Origin of the sequence: Mucilaginibacter pineti, assembly GCF_900101875.1 — a bacterium.
Classification (GTDB): Bacteria; Bacteroidota; Bacteroidia; order Sphingobacteriales; family Sphingobacteriaceae; genus Mucilaginibacter; species Mucilaginibacter pineti.
On the sequence record NZ_FNAI01000032.1, the window covers coordinates 1 to 20,773 of the forward strand.

16 protein-coding genes and 1 pseudogene are annotated in these 20,773 nt (G+C 43.0%); all 17 read right to left on the reverse strand.

The genetic code is table 11. From position 1 onward, the window contains the following. On the reverse strand, positions 1-944 hold a 944-nt coding region (locus BLS59_RS30680; protein WP_091157801.1), incomplete at its 3' end, for a hypothetical protein. A 602-nt stretch (positions 945-1,546) separates the two neighbouring features. Continuing rightward, positions 1,547-3,064 carry a TlpA family protein disulfide reductase gene (locus BLS59_RS30685; RefSeq protein WP_091157804.1) on the reverse strand — a complete coding sequence of 506 codons (1,518 nt, stop codon included), beginning with the start codon at positions 3,062-3,064 and terminating at the stop codon, positions 1,547-1,549. A gap of 24 nt (positions 3,065-3,088) precedes the next feature. Further along, complete coding sequence (locus tag BLS59_RS30690) at positions 3,089-4,465, reverse strand: RagB/SusD family nutrient uptake outer membrane protein (protein WP_091157808.1); 1,377 nt, start codon at positions 4,463-4,465, stop codon at positions 3,089-3,091. A 47-nt stretch (positions 4,466-4,512) separates the two neighbouring features. Beyond that, complete coding sequence (locus BLS59_RS30695) at positions 4,513-7,965, reverse strand: SusC/RagA family TonB-linked outer membrane protein (RefSeq protein WP_162842828.1); 3,453 nt, start codon at positions 7,963-7,965, stop codon at positions 4,513-4,515. A gap of 197 nt (positions 7,966-8,162) precedes the next feature. Next, complete coding sequence (locus BLS59_RS30700; RefSeq protein ID WP_091157815.1) at positions 8,163-9,299, reverse strand: FecR family protein; 1,137 nt, start codon at positions 9,297-9,299, stop codon at positions 8,163-8,165. Positions 9,300-9,524: 225 nt separating this feature from the next. Next, positions 9,525-10,139: a hypothetical protein gene (locus BLS59_RS32415; protein WP_240315404.1), complete on the reverse strand. Its 615-nt coding sequence runs from the start codon at positions 10,137-10,139 to the stop codon at positions 9,525-9,527. A gap of 174 nt (positions 10,140-10,313) precedes the next feature. Beyond that, positions 10,314-10,781, reverse strand: a pseudogene (locus BLS59_RS32790) (TniQ family protein); the annotation flags it as partial. After that, positions 10,778-11,260: a TniB family NTP-binding protein gene (locus tag BLS59_RS30710; RefSeq protein ID WP_091157819.1), complete on the reverse strand. Its 483-nt coding sequence runs from the start codon at positions 11,258-11,260 to the stop codon at positions 10,778-10,780. The gene BLS59_RS30710 and the pseudogene BLS59_RS32790, both read right to left, overlap by 4 nt. Before the next feature lie 32 nt (positions 11,261-11,292). Next, on the reverse strand, positions 11,293-13,008 hold the full coding sequence (ltrA, locus tag BLS59_RS30715; protein WP_091157822.1) for a group II intron reverse transcriptase/maturase: 1,716 nt from the start codon (positions 13,006-13,008) through the stop codon (positions 11,293-11,295). Between the two features lie 539 nt (positions 13,009-13,547). Next, positions 13,548-14,024: a TniB family NTP-binding protein gene (locus BLS59_RS30720; protein WP_091157824.1), complete on the reverse strand. Its 477-nt coding sequence runs from the start codon at positions 14,022-14,024 to the stop codon at positions 13,548-13,550. Further along, entirely contained in the window at positions 13,996-15,741 is a 1,746-nt protein-coding gene (locus BLS59_RS30725; protein ID WP_091157825.1) for a Mu transposase C-terminal domain-containing protein, read from the reverse strand. The genes BLS59_RS30720 and BLS59_RS30725 overlap by 29 nt, the downstream gene beginning before the upstream one ends. Further along, positions 15,729-16,061, reverse strand: coding sequence for a hypothetical protein (locus BLS59_RS30730; RefSeq protein ID WP_091157827.1), 333 nt, complete (start codon positions 16,059-16,061; stop codon positions 15,729-15,731). Before BLS59_RS30730 ends, BLS59_RS30725 begins: the two co-directional genes overlap by 13 nt. A gap of 44 nt (positions 16,062-16,105) precedes the next feature. Next, complete coding sequence (locus BLS59_RS31475) at positions 16,106-16,351, reverse strand: hypothetical protein (protein WP_143014297.1); 246 nt, start codon at positions 16,349-16,351, stop codon at positions 16,106-16,108. 31 nt (positions 16,352-16,382) lie between these two features. Continuing rightward, positions 16,383-17,576 (reverse strand): aminotransferase class V-fold PLP-dependent enzyme, encoded by a 1,194-nt coding sequence (locus tag BLS59_RS30735; RefSeq protein WP_091157832.1) that lies wholly within the window; start codon positions 17,574-17,576, stop codon positions 16,383-16,385. A gap of 162 nt (positions 17,577-17,738) precedes the next feature. Beyond that, on the reverse strand, positions 17,739-19,160 hold the full coding sequence (locus BLS59_RS30740) for a serine hydrolase domain-containing protein (RefSeq protein WP_091157828.1): 1,422 nt from the start codon (positions 19,158-19,160) through the stop codon (positions 17,739-17,741). A gap of 173 nt (positions 19,161-19,333) precedes the next feature. Further along, on the reverse strand, positions 19,334-19,906 hold the full coding sequence (locus BLS59_RS30745) for an RNA polymerase sigma factor (RefSeq protein WP_091157830.1): 573 nt from the start codon (positions 19,904-19,906) through the stop codon (positions 19,334-19,336). 687 nt (positions 19,907-20,593) lie between these two features. Further along, a partial coding sequence (locus BLS59_RS31925) for a hypothetical protein (RefSeq protein ID WP_205411401.1) occupies positions 20,594-20,773 on the reverse strand: 180 nt, incomplete at its 5' end.

The following is a 20,773-nucleotide window of genomic DNA, read 5'->3' on the forward strand; positions in this document are numbered from 1 at the left end:
GGCGCTATCCACCTTTCGAGGTCAATCATCCGGCACCCTACGATCAGATTTGCTTCTTTGAGTTGTTTAAAGGCATCGGCCAATGCGGTGGCAGAGCCCCGGAATAATAAAGGTGTATTAGGGGCTTCGTCATGTAACAATAGTTTCTCCAGCGCCGCATGTTCTTCTGGAACAAAATATTCTTTTAACAAACTGAATAGTTGTGCCGCTGCGCCCGCTTTAAAGGTTGGATAGAAGCCGACAATTTTGGCAGCAGCTAACTGTTCGTAATTTAGTTCAGGTTCGGTAGTTGTTTCCTTTACTGCCGCTGTTTCAGGTACGTTGGGTGTTTCGGAATTAGGAGTTATTGAGGTTTCGTTAGCGGTTTCAGGCTTAGCCGTTTCCGCTTCCCGTTTTTTCCTTACGGCGTTCAGCCATTCTTTAAATTCGGCTTCAGATTGTTTCGGTTTAATAGCGGTTTCAGTTGTGTTAACCAGTTCCATTAAGAACTTTTCCCGTAGCTTTACCGATTCGCCCAGGTCTTCGCCGAATTTGCCGCTTACCTCGATCTCGGCGCTGGTAGATTGCAGGCCATTTACAATAAATAAGTAATCCAACCTTACAGAAAAAATAAAAGAGCGATTGTAAACCTGCGTCATTTCGGAATAGTGGTCATGATAATAGCCCCAAAACTCCTTAAAGCGGTTACGGACTTTAGCTAACTCGGTCAGTTGAATTTGGATAAGTTCTTTGTCTAAAGTCATCAGGTCGATAAAGGCCATATCTTTCAATACCCTTAATTCACTCCGGTAGGAAAAGCTGTCATAGTATGGGGTCTGGTAGGTCAGGTCATAAACCTTGACGTGCTTCTTCTCGTTAGTCCCCCATTCCCTGTGAATGTCGTCTTCGATTACACGCAAGTCGAATGTCTGGATACGGGTTAAAAATTCTTTTAGATGCTGCATAGGCTGGCAGATTAACACACGTAAATTTAGGCATAATATTGCTACCAAAAAAAGCGCACAGCGGCTCTTCTTCCGCTGTGCGCATAACTATTAACTGATTTTATTTTAGAACTAAAAGAGTATTCTTTGTGTCTCAAGGTCGGGTTTACCACGGTCATTGGAATAGTTAAGCATTCAGTTTAGCATATGCCAGGCGTCTGAACTATAAGCAACACTGCTGTGCTGAGACGGGACAAGCAAGCCTGCACGCTTTCGCAATTTTGCCCAGGCTTCCATCTCTTGTACAATTGCCCTTTTGTTATTATGGAAGTATGTAAACTATATATCGGAAGTAAACGGTCAATCGATAATTAACTGGTTTTGATGATGTTGTTTATTTTAAGTTGTTTTCATCTTATTCAATTTTGGTTTTTAAAAAGTGCATCCGGCTCTTTCTCCGGAATGCACCTCACTAACTATTTAATTAACTAATTTTATTTGTTCGATCCTGTGTTTCATTTTTTCAAGCAATGTTTCTGTGCATCAACTTTACTCAATAAAATTCCTTTTATTTAATCTCCAATAAGTCAATTGCCGATGTGAACAGTTTGTTAAAACAATATTTATATTTCCTTCAATATGAGCTTAACTAAAAGTTTGGCACCGTCAGTACCGGGCCAGGGCTTTGGTGGATTTTTAGAAATCATTTTACCTTTTTTATCAATTAGAAGTAGTGTTGGATAGCCTCCAGCAACGTATCTTCTAATGAATGGATCCTCATCCCCCTTTCCTCCGGTATAGAGATTAATCCTGTTTTTTGATCCTTTGTATTGACCAGCAAAAGGGAAATTTTGAACAGGTGTCTTTTCCCAAGAAATACTATGGAGCCATACTTCTTTATCTTTATCTATAGATAAACTAACGAATATAACGTCATTCCGTGAAGCCAGACTATCTTCCACTTTGCGCAGTTCTTCAGATGTATATACACAGGCACCACAGCCAGTGAACCAGCAATCAACTAACACAATCTTATTTTCAAAGTCGCTTAATTTTACAATTGCTCCAGATTTATCTTTGAACTGAAAATTCAAAATCGGCTGTCCAACGCCGTAAGCCAATTTAAGCTCAGATATTAAGGTCAAATATTCAGGCTTATTGAGTACTGATAAAGCATCATCTAAATTTTTTTCCGAAGTTTCTCCAAAAAATGATTTTACATATAGCCATTGCATCACCATTTTTTCCCTCAATAAACCGGTATATGAATTTACTATATTTGGAAAAAACTCTTTATCGCTTGCAGAATATACGGGCATTGAATACCTGTAATCTGCCAGCATTTTGTAAAACAAATAAGCAACGTTTAAACCAGAACTATGGTTAGCTGACAAAGTTGTAACTGCTTTTTGCTTAAACAATCGGTTTTGATATAGTTTTCTAATTTCAAGATTCAAAACTGAATCACCGGTTTGGAATTGCGACATAAAATTACGGTAAACTGCTATTCTATTTTCAGCAATTATATCGGCTTGCAACTGATCATAGCAGGATTTTGACATCGAATTTTTATTTAATTCCAATTTTCTCTCGGCATACGTTAATAGTGAATCCCTGTTATCCAACCATTTGGATGGGCTTTCGGTTAACTGTAAATTGTTAAATTCGACATATTTATGAGGTAAATCTACTTCTGTTAATTTATAAAGGAAATTGTATTTACCTGACCCTTGTCCTGAAAAAACCAACTGATTAGAATCAACCGTTATTTGTATATTATCACCTGGTTCAATAATATATTTATCTAAATATAAAAATGGGGGGCGTTGGTTATTATCGCTTTGATTGGGGATTTTCATCGCGAAGTGCATGGGATGCCGTAATTTAGGTAACTCTAATTCAAAATACCCTTTTTTTGCGATAACATGAATTGTGGAATCAATTTTCAGCGTATTCCATAAACTCGTTTCCCCTAAAAAATTAAATTCTATTGTATCAACTATTTTTTGCGTATGAAAGCGTCCGATAATTCTAGTTTTTATTGGTAACCTTTCTTTGGGGATCGCCTTTCGTTGACCATAGGTTTGAACAGTTATAGCCACTAAGAAAGCTGTCAAGATTAATAAATTTGATTTTTTCATAATGATTCTGATTACAATAATGATTTACCGTTGATTTTGCTGTATGCCGCTATAATTAATTTCGTCCTGCGGTATGGGGAAAACATACCTATTACTACCCGGGGATAATGTATATATTGTGCCATTAATATTTCTGGTTATAGTCACTGCGAACCTGCTATCCTGATTCAAGCGCCTCAAATCTGTCCAGCGAACATTTCTGTAAATCAGCTCTTTTCTCCTTTCCGTCAGAATTTTGGATAAAGCATCATCCCCATTTGTTGCGGTGAGGGAAGTGAATGTTCCCGTTTTGTATCTGTTTTTTAGTAACGTGTTCAAATCACTCATTGCGTCTGCCGTTTGATTTGCCCTGGCATAACACTCTGCTCTAATTAGGTAAATCTCGTCATTTGCAATTCCACCAAAAACATCGCTTACGCCGCCATACCCTCCTTTAAAGGTGTATCGGCCATTTCCTCTATCCCTAAAAAAAACCGTTTTCCGAAGATCGTTAACGTTATAAGACCGATATAATGTTGAATCAATCGCGGTTAGGCTTGATGAGCTTAAAAAAAGCGAATATAAAAGCGGGGTATAGTATTGTACCTCATCATTGCCGTTAGGTAAGGACATAGGCAGTGGCCGTGCGCCTGCCGGATTTAAAGTGTTATAATCAATCAGCTTTCCGTTTAATTGCAGACTGGCATTAGCATAGGTTGCAGCCTTGGTGTAATTCTGCATCGTTAGGTAAACCTTGGCTAAAAGGCCCAAAACTGCTGAATGATTTGGCCTGCTTTTGTATCCGGCCTGTAAGGGAAGTAACGGCTCTGCGGCTATGAGGTCACTAATGATCTGGTCATAGGTTGCCTGCAAAGTACCTCTTGTACTCTTTTCATTGACATCTGAACTTAGCCTCAACGGTATCCCTAAATCCTGACCAGCAGTATTGACGTTATAGGGTTTGGCAAACTCCTGGGCCAGATTATAAAAAGCAAAGGCCCTATGGAACAATGCGTTACCTTTAATTTGGTTGTATTGCATCTGTGACACTGCCAATTGGTCAATCTTTTGCAACCCATCCAGGACAACATTGGCATAAAAAACCTGCTGATAGGGAACGTTCCAGTCATACCCGGATTGTCCCTGAAAAATATCTTTCGCCCATATATAACTTTGTTGAATAACCGGGTCGGCACCGGCAAATCCATTGTCTGTCGTATAAATATCATCAGTACTGACTTCATTCAGATACGGAGCCTTATTCATAATATCTGTATTGTCGAGTATGGCCTGGAAGTCTGCGAGTGTGCTGGGTACAAGTAAAGCTTTATCTGGCCTTGCATCAAGGTAGCCTTTTTTACAGGATACCATTACAATGATGAAAAGGCACCCTATAAATATTTGATATATATTCTTTTTCATTTGCTTTTTTATTAATGATTCAATATTTAGATGTCCATTTCGATCCGTTAGAAATCAATTTTTAGTCCCGCTGCAATTGTTCTTACAGGTGGTGCAGCGTATGGATAGTCCGGATCAAGACCTGACCTATTTGCCCGCCAGATGATGCCGATATTATTGGCGTATAAGTAGAACCTGATCTTATTAAACGGCAGACGGTTTAATTGCGCCTTATTTAGGTCATAGCTTAATGTAACATCCTGAAGCCTGATATTATCACCCTTTTCTACCAATACAGAAGATAACTGGTAAAAGCTATCCCGGTTGTAATCGATAGCGGACGGTATCGACGGGATATTCGTATGGCCTTCATCGCCTGGGTTCTGCCATCTTAGGGCGTAGTCACCGCTGCCGCCTTTACCGGTAAGGATAGAAGAATAATCAACTGATTCCTTTCTGAAATAATACCCTAAACGGTACGTGATATTGGCAGAAAGTGAAAAGTTATCAAACGAAAAAGTATTTCTTACAGAGCCGAATTTCGTTGGTCTTGCAGGCCCATTGTACACAATGTTGGCGGAGGTCGCGCTATTAATGATACCGGTATAATCTTTACTTACCACTCCGTTCAGGTAACCTCTCGGTTCGCCGGTCTGGGGGTCAAGTCCCGCCCACTGATAACTGAACATGGAATATTGTGGGTGGCCGACTACAGGTTGCCCTAATGCTCCTAAACCAATAACAGGCGTTTTATAATTAGTAACCTTATCATAAGCAAGGCTGAATAAAAAGTTAGTATTCCATTTAAACCTTCTATCTATATTGCGCGTATTCAATATTACGTCCATGCCATTTCCTGTAGTTCCCGCATTATTGCCTGTAAAAGTCGTGATGCCGGTTGATGGTGCATAAGGTGTGGTTCCGATCAGGTCTATCCCATTTTTGTGGTAATAGTCAACTGAGCCGCTGATGGTATTTGCTTTTGTACTAAAGTCCAAACCTAAATTAATGATCTTAACCCGTTCCCACCTTAATTCTGGGTTTGGGGGATTTTGAATGGATGCATAAGGTAGTTGCGTATCGGGCGCATGGCTGTAATAATAGGCGGTGGTGTATGCAGAAACATTTTTATAAACGTTGCCATTGTACCCGTAGGTCGCCCGTAACTTTAGATATGGCAGCCAGTCATTCTTATAAAAACTTTCATTGCTTATGTTCCAGGCAAATCCCGCTGACCATAACGGAACGCCTTTTTGATTGGTCTTTACACCAAATAGGTTTGATTCGTCAAACCTTGTGCTTCCCGAAAAAATATACCGGCGATCATAGGTGTAAGATGCATTGGCATAATATGACCTGTAGCGGTCGGTTAGATCTGATTCGGCATCTTTGTTAGGTATTTGACCTGTTACACCTGGATAATAATACTGACCAAATGGAGAGATGTAATTTACCGTTTGGCTGGTGGCATGGTCATTATCGTAGCCGTATAACCGGTAAGTATTTCCTATGGTATGTAAATCTTTTACCTCATATCCGGCCAGTGCATTAATCTCATTTTTCGCACCCCATTGTTTGATATAGTTCAATTGCCCACGAAAATTCTGACTTACGAAATCAGAATTGCTCTTATCGAGGATACCTCCTGGCGGTATATTATAAGTAAGAGGGCCATCGGGATTTACCTGTGTGAAGTTATTGATCAGGTTGCGGGTATAATAAGCTTGCCCGCTTTGTAAATTCCGGCCGTCTGACTGGCTGCGTTCGTACTGATAAAGTATTTCTGCGTTTAGCCCGGGTATGATCTTATACTTTAACCCGGTATTGATCCGATAATCTGTAAGGGTAACGGTGTTATCAGCAATATTAAGTTCCTGCAATGGTTTATACGTCCAATCGAGTAACCCCTGACTTGCTGCTGATTGTATAAACGATGTCTGGTAATCTTTAACAACGGCTACTGGATTTCCATTGGCATCGGCTAAATTGGCATAAGGATAATAAGGTGTAGCTGTAATTGCATTATAACTACTGTTATATAGCGTATTGTTCAGTAACGTTTTACTTTGAGTAAAATAAACTCCGATGGTTAACTCCAGCTTGTTCTTTATAAATCCGAAAGTATTGGTTCCATTCAGCGTCACACGGTCATAGCCATTGCGTATAAGATTATTAAGATTCTTATCCCAGCCTGCCGATAACGAATAACGTTGATTCACTGACCCGCCGTTCAGGTTAAAGGAATATTGCTGGTTGATGCTTTTTTGATAAAAATATTTTTCAAGGTCATTTCTTACATCTTGCTTTTTGAGCGCCTCAATCTGGCTGTTTGCCTGCGCTTGACTGATCTTACCGTCCCTTTGTGCAATAAGCATTTGTACCACTGGCGTAAGCGCCTCATGGTTAGCGGACAGTTCCGCCGTCTGATAATATCCCTGTGCAAAAAGGTTCTTTTCAACTTCAATAAAATCGGCAGATGACATCTGCGAATGATAAAATAGATCAGGTTTAGCACCAATGGTCAAGTTAGAATTAAAGGAAACCTGTGGTGGCCGGTTATAGGCTCCTTTTTTTGTTGTAATTACAATAACTCCGTTCCCTGCCCGCGCTCCCCAGATAGAAGCTGCTGCGGCGTCTTTCAAAACCGTTATGCTTTCTACATCATTTGGATTGATATTATTAATATCGCCGTCATAGGGAAAGTTGTCTATCACAATTAGTGGTTGCGCATTCCCGTATATGGTACTTAAACCCCTGATGCTAATGTCATTCTTACCTGTCGAGCTGCTACCACGATTGAAAATCAGACCGGAGGTAACATCTTGTAACCGACTTAAAATGTCCGTGCTTACACTGCGGTTGATAAGTTCATTATTGACTTGGACAAAAGAACCTGTAGCCCTTTCTTGGTTAATTAGCTGGTAACCAGTGCTTACTAAAACCTCGTTCAGGTTGTTAAAAATTGGATGTAATACAATATTCTGAAAAGGTAAATCATTAGTTACGGTAAGTATATAAGGCTGATAGCCAATAAAGCTGATAACTACTTGATCGCCGTCTTGCGCAGTCAAGATAAATTCTCCTTTATCATTGGTTAAAATAGCTTTGCCACTTGTTTTATTAATAATGGTGGCGCCGACCAATCGTGTACCCGTTGTATCGGTAACTTTGCCAGAAATGGTTATCGGGATGGCCAAGGCAGTTTTAATCTTGTCGAGAATGGAGAGCTCTCTTTCCTTAACAATAATTGTTTGCTGATCAATGGTGTACATTACCGGTTGATTCTTAAAACAATCCTCAAGTACTTTTTCCAGTGGGGTATTGGTTACATGAATAGTTACTGGCTTTGCCTTATCCAACATTTGAGGATTGTAGATAAAATCATATCCCGTCTGGTTTTTTATAGCGGTAAATACCTGGGCTAAAGAAATATTGTTTTTGTTCAGGGTAATGTTCTGGGCGAAGCTTCCTGCGTGAACCTGAAGCAATACTGCTACTATCAAAACGAGGGTGAGTTTCATAACGAGCAGGATTTTTTTTAATGTGCAGGGTTGTTCCCTGCTTTCAGAGAATACGTAAAAATGCATACATTTACATGTTTGGGTTTAGTTATCAATAATTTGTGCGTCACATGAATTTTTATGGGCAACCCAGGCATTAACCGGGAGTGTTGGACGCACTTCCGGTCTTTTTTAGGCCACCGCTGTTTGTTGTACAACTACGGCATCACCAACAACCTCCTTCCATCCATTTTAAAGTGAATAATTCCGGTTGCTTCCAGTTTGCGTAATACTTCGGATACATTTTTAAAGCGAGAAACGGAACCTACAAATTCCTTCCCGGTCATATCGCCCTGATAACTGACATCGATATCATACCATCGCGAAATTTTGCGCATGATACTTTCAATATTTTCGTCGTTAAAGATAAAATATCCGTTCTTCCAGGCCATAACCTCGTTAACATCGGCTATTTTAATTTTTATGACGTTATGGTCATCGCGTGAAATAAATCCCTGTTGGCCCGGCTTTAAGACCGCTTTTTGCTTATTAATAGTTAGCTTTACACTTCCCTCCAATAAGGTTGTTTTGATAGCTGGCTCATCAGCATAGGAATTGATGTTAAAGTGAGTCCCTAATACCTCAACCGTTTCCTCTCTGCTGCTTACTTTAAAAGGCTTGGCGGCATTATGCGCAACCTCGAAATAAGCTTCCCCGGTAATTTCCACAAGTCGCTCATCGCCGTTAAAGGCCGTTGGATATTTAATTGATGAGGCTGCATTTAACCAAACATTAGTACCATCGGCTAAGGTGAGGTGATATTGACCGCCGCGCGGGGTGGTCATGGTATTATATATTGTAGTGCCACTTTTAGATTTGGAAGCGTCATAAACAAGCAGACCGTCTGCTGTTTTGTTGATCGTGGTATTACCTTGGTTGGCCAACACGCCGTTTTTGGCACCTGTTAAAACGATCTTTTGGCCGCTACCTAAAGTCAGAATGGCTTTGTTTCCACCTGGGGCAATATCACTTTTTGAGGATTGCGCCGTCTGCTGTGCGGATGGTTTACGTAAAAGAAAATATCCGCTTAAGGATAAACACAAAATAATGGAAGCCGCTGCTGCAATACGAGGCCAACTTAACCTACGAATGCTACGAGGTTTCCTGACCGCTGCCTGGATATGAGCAGATAATTCTATACCGATTTCCTCCTTATTCCCTAACAGTTCCTCATCCCAGGCACCGGATGTTTTTTGGAAAGAATTATAATAAGCATTATACAGTCTGATTTCTTCATCGGTGGCAGCTCCATCGCTGATCTTTTCGGTTAATGCCAGAAAATCGATCTTGTTCATGTGTTTTGTTACGCTTGTTCAACTAACGTTTATATCTGTAAGGCACACGAGCGATAGGGTAGCCCCTATGTACTGTGAAATTATTTTAAAGAAAATGTGAGATTTCTCTTTTAATGGCACACTATTTCCACTTATGATGGCACACAATAGTGCCTACACTTAGTCAGAACGGCGTTTTTTATTTTTTAATCGACCAATGTAACAGTTACATTACAACTAATTTATTTAGGCTACGCTATAGAATAGATCAGGATATCTACGGGAATAAAGCGTTTCATGGAGATCTCGAAGCCGGTCATCATTGTCATTTAAGTCAATGTAACTATGACTGCCACTATAATAGTCTTCCTGGTCATCAAAGTCATATCGCCATCGTTTTCTGGTTTGTTCAATTTCGTGCGCGTGGATTTGAGGCGTTGAATAGTCTGATGGCACACCGTCTTCTTTCCAGGCGCTGTGCGGCAATTTATCCATAGCCTTTTCGAACCATAATGGCGGATCGTACACGACATTTAACATGCTTTCGCCGTTTATCCCGTGTTTTGTACATAACTTGATCAACCTATCCGGCCATTCTTCAAGTAACCAAGCGGCTATATTAAACACGTCGGCACGTTGTTTTATAGGTAGTTCACGGAGTTCAGCCCGGCGGTTATCAAGACGATAGTCAGGCGTTTTTGTTTGCCGGTATATATAGGTAATAAACGCGCCATACCGAACATTTCTTAGGTTCTTTAACAACATGCGTGCAAGGCTATGAAGGACCCGAAAGTAACCAACTGAATAACGTTCAGTCGCGCTGTAAGCCTGATCCAGGTAGCCATTTATATGCTGCTGCATTTCGATGATATGTGACGGTGCAGGCTCGATCTTGCATTCACTAATATCCTTTTTGCAAGAACCACAGGTCAACAGATATTCGTCAACACTTTTGTAGTCACTCATTGCGCCGGCATCCTTCATTTGAGAAGATGGCTTTGAACAGTGCGGGCAGACCTCTCGCAGGTAACACTTACATCTAACACAGGCAAAAGACACAGCTAAACGCCATTTTCGACGATAATAGACAGGCTGGTCACGGTCTGCAAGGCAACCGGGGCAATAAAGAAGATTCGCTTTGTGCTTCCTGCCATTATAGATCGACAGCGGTTGTGCGGCTTGCCAAACCAGTGGCAGGATGCCGTTGTCTTTACTATGAAAGAGTTTATTGTTGTAATAGTGAAGACTTGCATTTCTGATCATCTCCGGACTGCAATTCGTATAGTTGCTAAGATCATCCAACGCGCTAATATCACTTAGATGGTCTATGTTCAGATCGGTCTTGCCGCGAACCATTAGGCAGGTACTGTTTAACAAGATCGACCTGCTTAACCCGTTATCAAAGGCCAGCCGCGTTAACCAACTGCTGAGAACTTCATCTTCGTAAGGATGGCTGAATGCCGGGAGCAGCCTACTATTATTACCAAAAACAGCAAAGCTCAAAGCAGCATCCTTTCATACTGCTTTTGACGGTTTACAGGACTGACATAATCGATCTGCCCGATGACCGACAGGTCGACCTTTTCGTGGCCTGTTTGTATAGCTAATACAGCGGCTTTTCGAAGGATAGAGGATATCTCACCGATGGTGCCTCCCGACATGCTTAGTATCTTGATGGCCGTCTCTTCGTCAGTAAGCCTGGACTGCTCATGCAGATCAAACATGGTCTCATAGCTTTTCAACAGCCGAAAGTAATCGGCATCAAGTTTCCACAGCGGCAATACCGAGGGCTCAAAACGGTTGGCCAATTGTTTATCTGTATTGATCGCATTATAAGCATCCGCGATCCCTGCACCAATAATCACGATCTGCAATTCGTTGGAGATATATTTGATCAGGTTAAGAAAGGCGCGCTGCGACAGGTATGAACCGGCAAGAATGCCGGGTAGGTAGGGAGCCTTGCGGCTCCTTTCCCCCCTCAGAACCGTACTTGTGAGTTATCCCCACATACGGCTCAAGCAAATAATGTATCGCTGCATAAGATTTTATTTTTCACTGCTATCGCATTGTAACTTGATGAATGTAACTGATAATGACATCCTTCATGTACAAGCCTTAGATTTTGATAGGTATTCTTTCCGCCTTTTAGCTTTGGTTGGGTGTGATGCAGATGCAATTCTTCATCGTTAAAAAGCGATGTTTTACATACCGGACATAAGTAATTTTGCCATTTAGCAATTTTCTGTTTACCCAATGTGAGGTCTCGCATTTTTACTTTTTCCCTTGATTTCCAATATTCTTTCAGCGAAGGATCGTCCGGTGAAGACCTGTCTATGACCATTGTATGCCGCTCAATTTTAAACCAATTGAACTTTAACATATATCTTCCCGTTTTCTTACTTCCGAATACCCATCTATCACTACGTTCCAAGCTGAACCTACCAAAGTACTTCTTCCGTCTCCATGCCCAGCTCTTCTTGTTGTGCATCCGGATAATATGCCTGCATTGCTTTAAGAACATCCAATGGTCGAGACTATGGAATATCTTCTTAGCAACACCAGTTCTGTGGTAGTTCGCCCATCCCCTTATAATAGGATTTATTGCTTTTACCAAACCTTCTATGTTCGCCGTTTTTTGAGTCTGCCATTCTGCTTTCAGTTTATCCCGTATTTTTTGTTCTGCCTTTTTGCTTGGCTTTATTAAGGTTACGGTCTTTTTCCGCTTGTTTGCAACCGGATAGGACCGAATATTAAACCCTAAGAAGTCAAAGCCTTGTTCCAAGTGAACGATACGGGTCTTTTCCTCAGACAATTTCAGCCCTCTTATCGATAGCCATTCCCGCAAAACGGGCAACATCTGTTCTGCATCATCTTTGGTACGACAAAAGATTGCAAAGTCATCTGCATATCTTACCATTCGACGGTCGCCTTTTAATATGCCATTACTGGCATACCTTAATCCAATCATCTTTTCCATTCCATGTAAAGCGATGTTGGCTAATAGCGGTGAACAACACGCGCCTTGCGGAGTGCCCTGCTCTGTTTTGTAGAAGATATCACCTTCCATATAACCAGCTTTTAACCATTGCTTTATGTAATTTTTGGCTGGAAAGTTTCCGATGGCTTGTAATAAGAAGTCATGGTCGATATTGTCAAAGGCACCTTGAATATCTGCATCGATGACCCATTTGCGTAAGCTGCCTGAACGGGCTACTGCGAATATTCTTTCAATGGCGTCGTGACAACTTCTGCCGGGTCTAAAGCCATAGCTACTGGCTTCAAACCGCGCCTCCCACTCTGGTTCTAACGCATTGGCAGTTATTGTTTGAAGACACCTTTCTCGAACAATGGGGATACCTAACGGTCTTTGTTTTCCATTATCCTTTAAGATATATATTCTTCTTGCAGGCTTGGCGTGCCATAAACTACGGCTTAATAGTCCGTCCGTTAATCTACCACGTCCTTTTGCTGTTTTGACAGTGATTTGATCTACCCCGGGCGTGTGTTTGCCCGAATTTACTTGTGTTACTTTGCGCACGCTGGTTACAGTATTGGCGTAACTGCGTAACATCAGTTTTTGTAATGAGCGCACCTTTTTCAGATCGCCCTCTTTTGCAGCCCTAAAGATGCGGCTTCTGAGGTTTTTAAGCATACGATAGGCTTTCGGCCAGTTAATGGCATGCCAGTCTATTGCTTCATTGGTTCCGTTTACGAGTGTTTCCACAGGCATCTAACTTGTCTCTTTGTTCAACCTTTCATCCGCTCTTCGGATTATTTACCATATCCACGTCAGCACCCTTTCAGGTAGGGTATTGCCCTATCCGGCAGGTTATTTATTCCCTCTGTCTTTCGACGGCCGGCATTCGCTTCTTGGATATTCCCTTTCCCACTAAGGATTGTACTTGCCTCACGGTTTGCCTACTGGAGCTTACGGGCTTCAGACCTTATTGGGCTTACTACGTTTCCCACGTTTGATATGCGAGTGGGTAGGATGCCTCCTATACTGCGGGGAACGGGTGCTTTTATCACATTTGTCACCACTTCAAATGCTCCTTGTTTCCCAGTTTATACCGTATCAGTTCTTTTTCGATATCTCGAAATAACGCAGTTTTGTACGGAGATTCACTCTCGTTCATCCTTCCACTCTTTCCCTTGCCCTGACGCACCATAGAACTTGGTTCGGCATTAGGCTTTACTTCTTGCAAAAGACCCTGCCATTACTGGCAACGCCCCTGAAGTCGGGAATAGGTTTAAGCACTAACCTACCGGCTAACCGGAATCAATACGTGCGACCTCGTGTCGCAAGTGATGTATCTCATCGATGATCAATATCTTGGTTTCCACGTTCGTGAGGATACGCATCACCTGGTATTGTAGCTGCGCGGTTGTATTCTGTTTTTGGAAAGGTGCGTTAAATGCGGCCAGTATATTAATAAAAAAGGCTTTTTCATTCGGCGTTGGTGGTGCCTGGATATATACGATAGGTATTTTTGCCGAACTGACATCTGGTGTAATGCTGGGTTTATAGCTGTCAAAGAAACGGTGCAACAGAATGGTCTTGCCATTGTTGGTTGGTGCTACCAACAACATGCTTGGCATGCGGTAAGTTTTTGGATGCAGCATTAGGTACTCCATATTATTGAGCACTTTCATGGCTTTAGGATATCCTATCCAGCGTTCTGAAAGGATATGGCGTATACGTATCAGGTTCTTATTATTATCGGTTATTTTGGTTAAAAGGGTCATGGATCAGTTCTTCAAAAGGTAAGTATTCTTCATTAGGATCATATTTGAATCCGGTATCATTGATCTCTGGTTCTTCCCGCTCGAATTCGTTTTTGATACTGTTTTTGGTCGCCAGTTCCTTGCGCTCATTGGCTTTACGGCGTTTGGCAATAGCCGCCTGGTTGGCTGCTTTTTCCTCGATTTCCCGCATTTGTGCGTAAGTGTCGAAGATCAGGTTCTCGTCTACATTTTCCAAACCACGGGCTTTGAGCGTGCGTAGTATTTGCTTATATTCCCAGATGGTAATCGATGGATGAGTAGTATTGCGGTAAGGAATACAGAAGTAGTCCTCTATTTCCGGGTCATAAAAGTAAACCGCACTGATGTCGCGCGGATCGCGCTTGAAAGCAAACTTGCGCAATATTGGGCTACGGACATTAGGCTTTTCATACGCATGTACCCATTTACGCAGTACATCACCGTAGTACCAGATCATATCAATAGCTACGCCATACCTTTGTACAGTTCGTTCTACGAACGGCATAAAGTCAAGCTTTAGCTTCAGTTCGTTGGCGACCGGCTCACTCCAGCCAATACCGATCTGCGTATCGCTGCCATGGATACCTTCAAGGTAACGTGCGACCGGTGTGGTGTTGATAGTATTATGGCGGCGGTTATGGTAGACGCCCACAATAAAGGTGGCCAGCCAGCGCTCCAATTCCTTGATGGTGAAGCAGGCTCTGCCTTCCGCATCGTAGTACTTACGGTCTTTCGTATTGGAGAACGTTGTTCCCGGCAATGTATGGATCTCTTGTAACACTGTTCCCAGCAAGCGTTCGATATGACCCCCATAATTAGGTTTGGCCACGGGTCTGAAGTTGATCTCGATACCGTATTCCTGGCAGGCTCGTTCAAGCATCTTACCATGAAACTCTTTGGCGTTATCCATGTGTATCGCCCGCATCACACCATAGCATGGCCATTTCCCCTTCACATCCAACGACGATAGCCACAAGTCTTTGGGGAGAATCGCGTGGGATAAGCATAAGCCCGTGCCCAACGCGCCAGGAGGATCGAGCGATATATAGAAGCCGACCACCATTCTGCTGTAAACATCGATCGCCATAGTGACCCAGGGTTTACCGACCGGCTCACGGTATACGTCATCAACGCAGATGATATCCAACGGTGTATGATCGATCTGTACGACCGCCAGCGGGTAGTCGGCTCCTGGAAAGTGGCCGTTTAACGGCTGATATTTATTCTCTGCTATGCTGCGGTGTTGTCTGCGGGCAAGTTTTTCTTCTTCACCGATAAGGTGTATCCTTCGTCTGACCGTTGAATAATGCGGTATCTCCAAACCTTGCTCCCGACAAGTCAACGCCACATCCAGGCTTACCTTGCGGATGCTCAGTTTCTGCTTGCGTAGGTATTTCTCCTGAATGACTGTTTGAATAACATCCTCGACATTAGTCGCCAATTGATAGTTGTATCTATTGCGCTTGTTCTCCGTTTTAGCAAGCGAGGATAATACGGGATTAGCTCGATACCGGTCTAACCACCTGTGCAGCGTTCGCCGGGGAACGCCGCTCATTTCGCATACCTTAGCTACGGTGATACCGCGTACGTTATTTACGATGGGCGCTATAATATTATAACGGTACTGGGCGATCTTCCAGTCCTCGTTCGATAAGTCGGATACCGCCTTGGGACTATTAAGCGGAACTAACTCTTCCATATAATAGTATTCATTGTGATCTTGGCCTGCATGTCACATTTAATACGTTGTGCTGCCAGCAATTGCCAAACGGTATATAGCAACTTGGGATTTCCGCCAGTCACCTGAGTTGTCGGTAATGCATGGGCCAGCTTCTGAAGAACAGTTTCAGCCAGTTCCTTATTAATGTTCGTTTGCTGGTAACGGCTGAGTAGTTTAAGGTTTTCCAGGTAAACTGTCCTGACCTGCTGCTCGTTGATCGTAGCGAATGACCAGTCATTATTATGGGCATACTGCGTAGCCGCAGCAAACTTAGGTTCGTAATAGGATTGCTTTTCCATCAATTCTGCCTGGTATTTGACTTCACACAACAAAGGCTTTCGCTTCAGTTCTTCCTGGTAGTAGCAATAACATCGGGCGTATAGGTTGCTGCTTTGCCCCCATGCTCATAAAAGATCTTTACCGGCTGCGTGGTGTACGACAGTACTTCACTATCAAATTCGAGGAGGGTAAGCCAGTCCCTTTCAAGCGCTGATTCAAACGCGTGCATTGTGCCTGTTTTGCGACTAAAGTATTTGCCTGTGATAGACCGGTGGCTCAGACCGATCTTTCTAACGGGTCTTAATATCATGCAATAGGTAGAAAATGGGTAAGGGTGCGGATTAGGAAACGAATGGGTGCTCTTTCAGGAAATCGCACATGGTAGCGATCTCGCTTTCTTTATTGTAATAATGCAATGAAGCTCTTACAATGCCTTTCAGCCCATGCTTTTCCATATAGATCGGCGTGGCTTGACTACCACCAAAAGATACATTGATACCATTCTCTACCAGTTTGTTCCGAACCGCCATACTGTCTATTCCTTCTACGGAGAAAGTAACGATGCCGCACAGTTCGCTGCCGATATCGTGCACAGTCACACCTGGGATACTGCTCAGTTCAGTGCGGGCAAGATCGGCTAGGTATTGCACTCGCTGCCATATCCGGTCTAAGCCGACGGTCAGCGCATATTCGATAGCTTTGCCTAATCCGAGTGTTAGTGCCCGGCTTTTCTCATACAGTTCAAAACGGCGCGCATCATTGCGCAGCGTGTAACCGTCCAGGCTGACATTGCTTGCGGCAAGAAAGTCCATTAGCACTGGTGAAAGCTTATCCTGAACGCTTCTTTTCACGAATAAGAACCCCGTTCCGCGCGGTGCGCGCATATACTTTCTGCCCGTAGCGGAAAGGATATCACAACCGATCTCTTTAACATCGATTGGGTACTGCCCGGCAGTTTGGCAGGCATCTACCATATAAAGAACCTGGTGCTTGTTAGCTACTTTTCCGATCTCATTGATAGGCAAGATACCCCCGCCCGATGAAGGGATATGTGTTACTGCGATTAGCTTTGTCTTCGAGTTAATAGCTTTCTCCAGGTCAGCTAAAGGGAAATTGCCGTTAGCATCGTTGCCCACGACAATCACTTTAATGCCTTTCTTGCGTACATCCGCCAAGCCGATCATATTGGTGACGTATTCCATCTCACAAGTAATAATCTCATCACCTTCCTGAAAGGTCAGCCCTTTAAATGCAGTACCCCAGGCAGCGCTCGCGTTCTCGAATATGGCTACTTCTTCCTTTTCAGCACCGACCAGGTCTGCGATAAGCTGGTAAACACCTTCAATCCGTGCGATATTCTTATACTCGGTTTCATATCCGCCATATGTGGCTTCCTCCTTCAAATAATCGACGATGGTATCGATCACTACATCGGGTGGTAGAGATGCACCGGCATTATTGAAATGCACTAGGCCAGAGCAGCCTGCTGTGTCATTCCTGTACTTATTTAACTCTTCTTTAGTAATGTTATTCATTTGCTGTATTATCATAAATAGGCCTCGGTTTGTTACTTTACGAATTGGTGGCGCAAAAATGCTTAGCCTAAAACTATGCACGCATAACATTTTTTTAACATACTGTGGAAAAGTGTGCCATTATAAGCGGAAATAGTGAGTACTTTTAATACCCTATCAGGCCTAGAGATCTTTTCTTCTGGCGATCTGTTGAATGCCTGCAATGAGTTTACCCATATTGATACGGTTATTGACCAGAATCACACAGCCGCTGTTCAGCTCCGGGAAACCGGAAAGATGGGAATTAAAGCCCATGGTGCTGCCGTTGTGTTGTATATCGCGGTAACCCTTGCGCGGGGCTACCCCCCAGCCTAAACCCAGGCTATTCGCCGTTGGCTGGTGCGTCAGCCTTACGGCCGCATCCGTTTCGCTGATCTGCTGCGATAAGTACGTGAGCAGGTCAGCAATAGATGAATGGATATAGCCGGCCGGCCCGAACAACCCTTCCTGCTCATAAATATTAGACCGGCTGTTATCGCTGTAAGGCACGGCCATCTTTTGCTTCAGCTCGGGTGTCAGCGTATACCAGGTATCTTTCATACCAAAGGGACCGGTGATGTATTTCTTTAACAGCACGGCGTAGGGCAGGCCATAAATCTTTTCGAGCAGGTGACCAAGCAGCGCGTAACCCCAGTTCGAATAACGGAATTTAGAACCTGGGACCGTATCCAATTTCACCCGGTGCAGCGCCACGTAAAAATGCCCGGCATCGTAATTCAGTTCCGGCATCAGCGGGTCAAAACCCGGCTGGGAACCGATATTTTCCGGCATTTCGGGTAAACCTGAAGTATGGTTGGCCAGGTCCCGGAAAGTGACCGGGCTGCCGTTAAAGCTGAGGTTCGGGTAATCATCCGGCAGGTACTTGCGGATATCATCATCCAGTGCTACTTTGTGCGCCAGGACCGCCTGCGCCAGCAACGTAGCGGTAAAGGTCTTGGTGATAGAGCCGATCTCATAAACGGTCGCATCGATGGGCAGCAGGCCGCTGCCTTTTTTGATCTCCCCGTAATGATAAGTATAGCGCTTGCCGTTCCTGATGATACCGATGGACAGCGCCGTACTGTTAGGGTCACGGAAATAAGCGCGCGCCACACTGTCCACGGCCCGGTCCTGCGGCGTGCGCAAAGGATTGCTGCTACTGACCTGCTTCGGCACATCCAGCAAGGGCTGGACGACCGTCGAGAATCCAAAATCCGTGAACTTTTTTTCCGGGGTGACCTGCAGGGTCAGTTTGAGGTCCCGGCTTTGGCATTCCAGCAAATAAACGTATTTGCCGTTAACCGCCGATAACAGGCTGTCTTTGATGATATTACCCGAATTACGGTTATTGCTTAAGAAAGTGACCAGTTTTTGTTCGCTGATGTGATGAGAAAAACTGGTATCGGCCAGCCGGTAAATGCCTTTAAAATCATTGCGGTTATAGCGCGTCACGATGGAATCTTTAACCTCCGCTGTTAGTGCGCCCGCAGACTGGGCCTTACTATCCAACCTGATAAAAATCAGTGTGTAAACAATAGTTAAAATAATAAGACTGGGTCTATTCATAGGAGTTGACGATTATTGGTCTTTTACAAATAACGCTAATAATTGCCAAAAGTTGCATTCAAAAAAATGGCAAGGTCCGTCGGGAACGGCAACTGGCGTGCCATTAAACGTGAAAATTGTATGCCACTAAAAGAGAAAAATCACAGAAAATGTAAATTTAAAGTTTGGACGACTTATATAAAAAAGATTATCCAGGCAGAAAGGCGACCCATCTTCAGTCTTAACTTTTTTAGATTGGTCGTCATTTGGTTCTCTACCGTCTTTTCGGAGATGCCCAATCGCTCCGCGATCTCTTTATTGCTCAGGTGTTCTGTCCGGCTTAAATAAAACACCTGCCTTGCTTTGTCTGGCAGTTCCGAGGTAAATTGGGCAATGATTTGTTTCAATTCTCTTACTTCCAGGCTGTCATCATAAAACGGCAGTTCGTTCAGGTCTGTCACTTCCAGTTCTGTAAAAAGTGCCCGCCTTACTTTGCCTTTACGGATGTAGTTGGCAACTTTATATTTTACAGCAGAAAGCAGGTACCCTTTAGGGTTAATGATTTGCAGGTGCTCTCTATGTTCCCACAGCCAAACAAAAACCTCTTGCAATACATCCATGCAGCCACTTTTATCGCGCAGAATGTTATAAGCGGATTGATAAAGGATAGGCCAGTAACGATTATAGATTTCTTCATAGGCTGCCTCATCGTCCTTGTTTAAAAGGTCGATCAGTTCCTGATCCGAAAGGTCGCTATACTTTGCCAATAGTTTTTTTAGTAAAACGAATATAATCAATTGTTTGGCGGAAAGGAAATTATTGCGGTTGAAGCAGTGATTAGCGTGATTTACCTAATGGACTTTATATTGCTTTAAGTTTGAAAGGATTGCGATGGTGAATGGTCGTTGATAAGGATATAGTAGGTATAATTATGGCCGGTGAACGGTTGGGTTAAGCTAGTTAGCTGATTTCTGCAAAACAAGGCTTATTGATTTTTTGCAGATTCTTCTGCAAATTTTCTGCAAATAAAAAAACCCCACTCGCCAGAGTGGGGTTAAATCATTGATTTTGAGGCTCCTGAGGCTGGGCTCGAACCAGCGACCCTCTGATTAACAGCAGGATTCTCCCATCTGTAACCAATTGAAAACAAAGGAATTACGAACTATATTTTAAAACTGTGGCACATTCGTGGCACAATAACCAACATCGCGTCAATTACATAAGGACATCTTATGCTATACAATTATACAAATTTTCCTGCCTAATTGGGAATCAATTTTTGTTTGGGGTTGGATATACCGCTGATATTTGGGATAGGAGCGTTAGATCGCATAAAGGTGTGCTGTGTCGACTGACGAATCTACAAGTGATTTTTCGAAATTACTCAGGCAAAACGAATTGACGCATTCAGGCAAAGATTTTTTATTCTATAACCTATTAGCAAGCTGGGTCAATTAGCTTATAAAGCTGTTTTTAAATGCAAAGATTTCCTCTACCGCTTTGGGATAACCACCGGCAGACCGGAACGAATCATTGATATTGCGGATTGCAGTTAAGTATCCTGGATCTTCCAGAACTGTTTGAACAGCCATAGATAATTGCTCAGCTGTTAATTCTGTTACATTAAGTGAAAT

Coding starts and splice junctions, on each gene's coding strand:
- BLS59_RS30685 (WP_091157804.1), bottom strand. CDS start 3,064: ATGAAAAAATCAAATTTATTAATCTTGACAGCTTTCTTAGTGGCTATA.
- BLS59_RS30690 (WP_091157808.1), bottom strand. CDS start 4,465: ATGAAAAAGAATATATATCAAATATTTATAGGGTGCCTTTTCATCATT.
- BLS59_RS30695 (WP_162842828.1), bottom strand. CDS start 7,965: ATGAAACTCACCCTCGTTTTGATAGTAGCAGTATTGCTTCAGGTTCAC.
- BLS59_RS30700 (WP_091157815.1), bottom strand. CDS start 9,299: ATGAACAAGATCGATTTTCTGGCATTAACCGAAAAGATCAGCGATGGA.
- BLS59_RS32415 (WP_240315404.1), bottom strand. CDS start 10,139: ATGCAGCAGCATATAAATGGCTACCTGGATCAGGCTTACAGCGCGACT.
- ltrA (WP_091157822.1), bottom strand. CDS start 13,008: ATGCCTGTGGAAACACTCGTAAACGGAACCAATGAAGCAATAGACTGG.
- BLS59_RS30720 (WP_091157824.1), bottom strand. CDS start 14,024: ATGACCCTTTTAACCAAAATAACCGATAATAATAAGAACCTGATACGT.
- BLS59_RS30725 (WP_091157825.1), bottom strand. CDS start 15,741: ATGGAAGAGTTAGTTCCGCTTAATAGTCCCAAGGCGGTATCCGACTTA.
- BLS59_RS30730 (WP_091157827.1), bottom strand. CDS start 16,061: ATGGAAAAGCAATCCTATTACGAACCTAAGTTTGCTGCGGCTACGCAG.
- BLS59_RS31475 (WP_143014297.1), bottom strand. CDS start 16,351: ATGATATTAAGACCCGTTAGAAAGATCGGTCTGAGCCACCGGTCTATC.
- BLS59_RS30735 (WP_091157832.1), bottom strand. CDS start 17,576: ATGAATAACATTACTAAAGAAGAGTTAAATAAGTACAGGAATGACACA.
- BLS59_RS30740 (WP_091157828.1), bottom strand. CDS start 19,160: ATGAATAGACCCAGTCTTATTATTTTAACTATTGTTTACACACTGATT.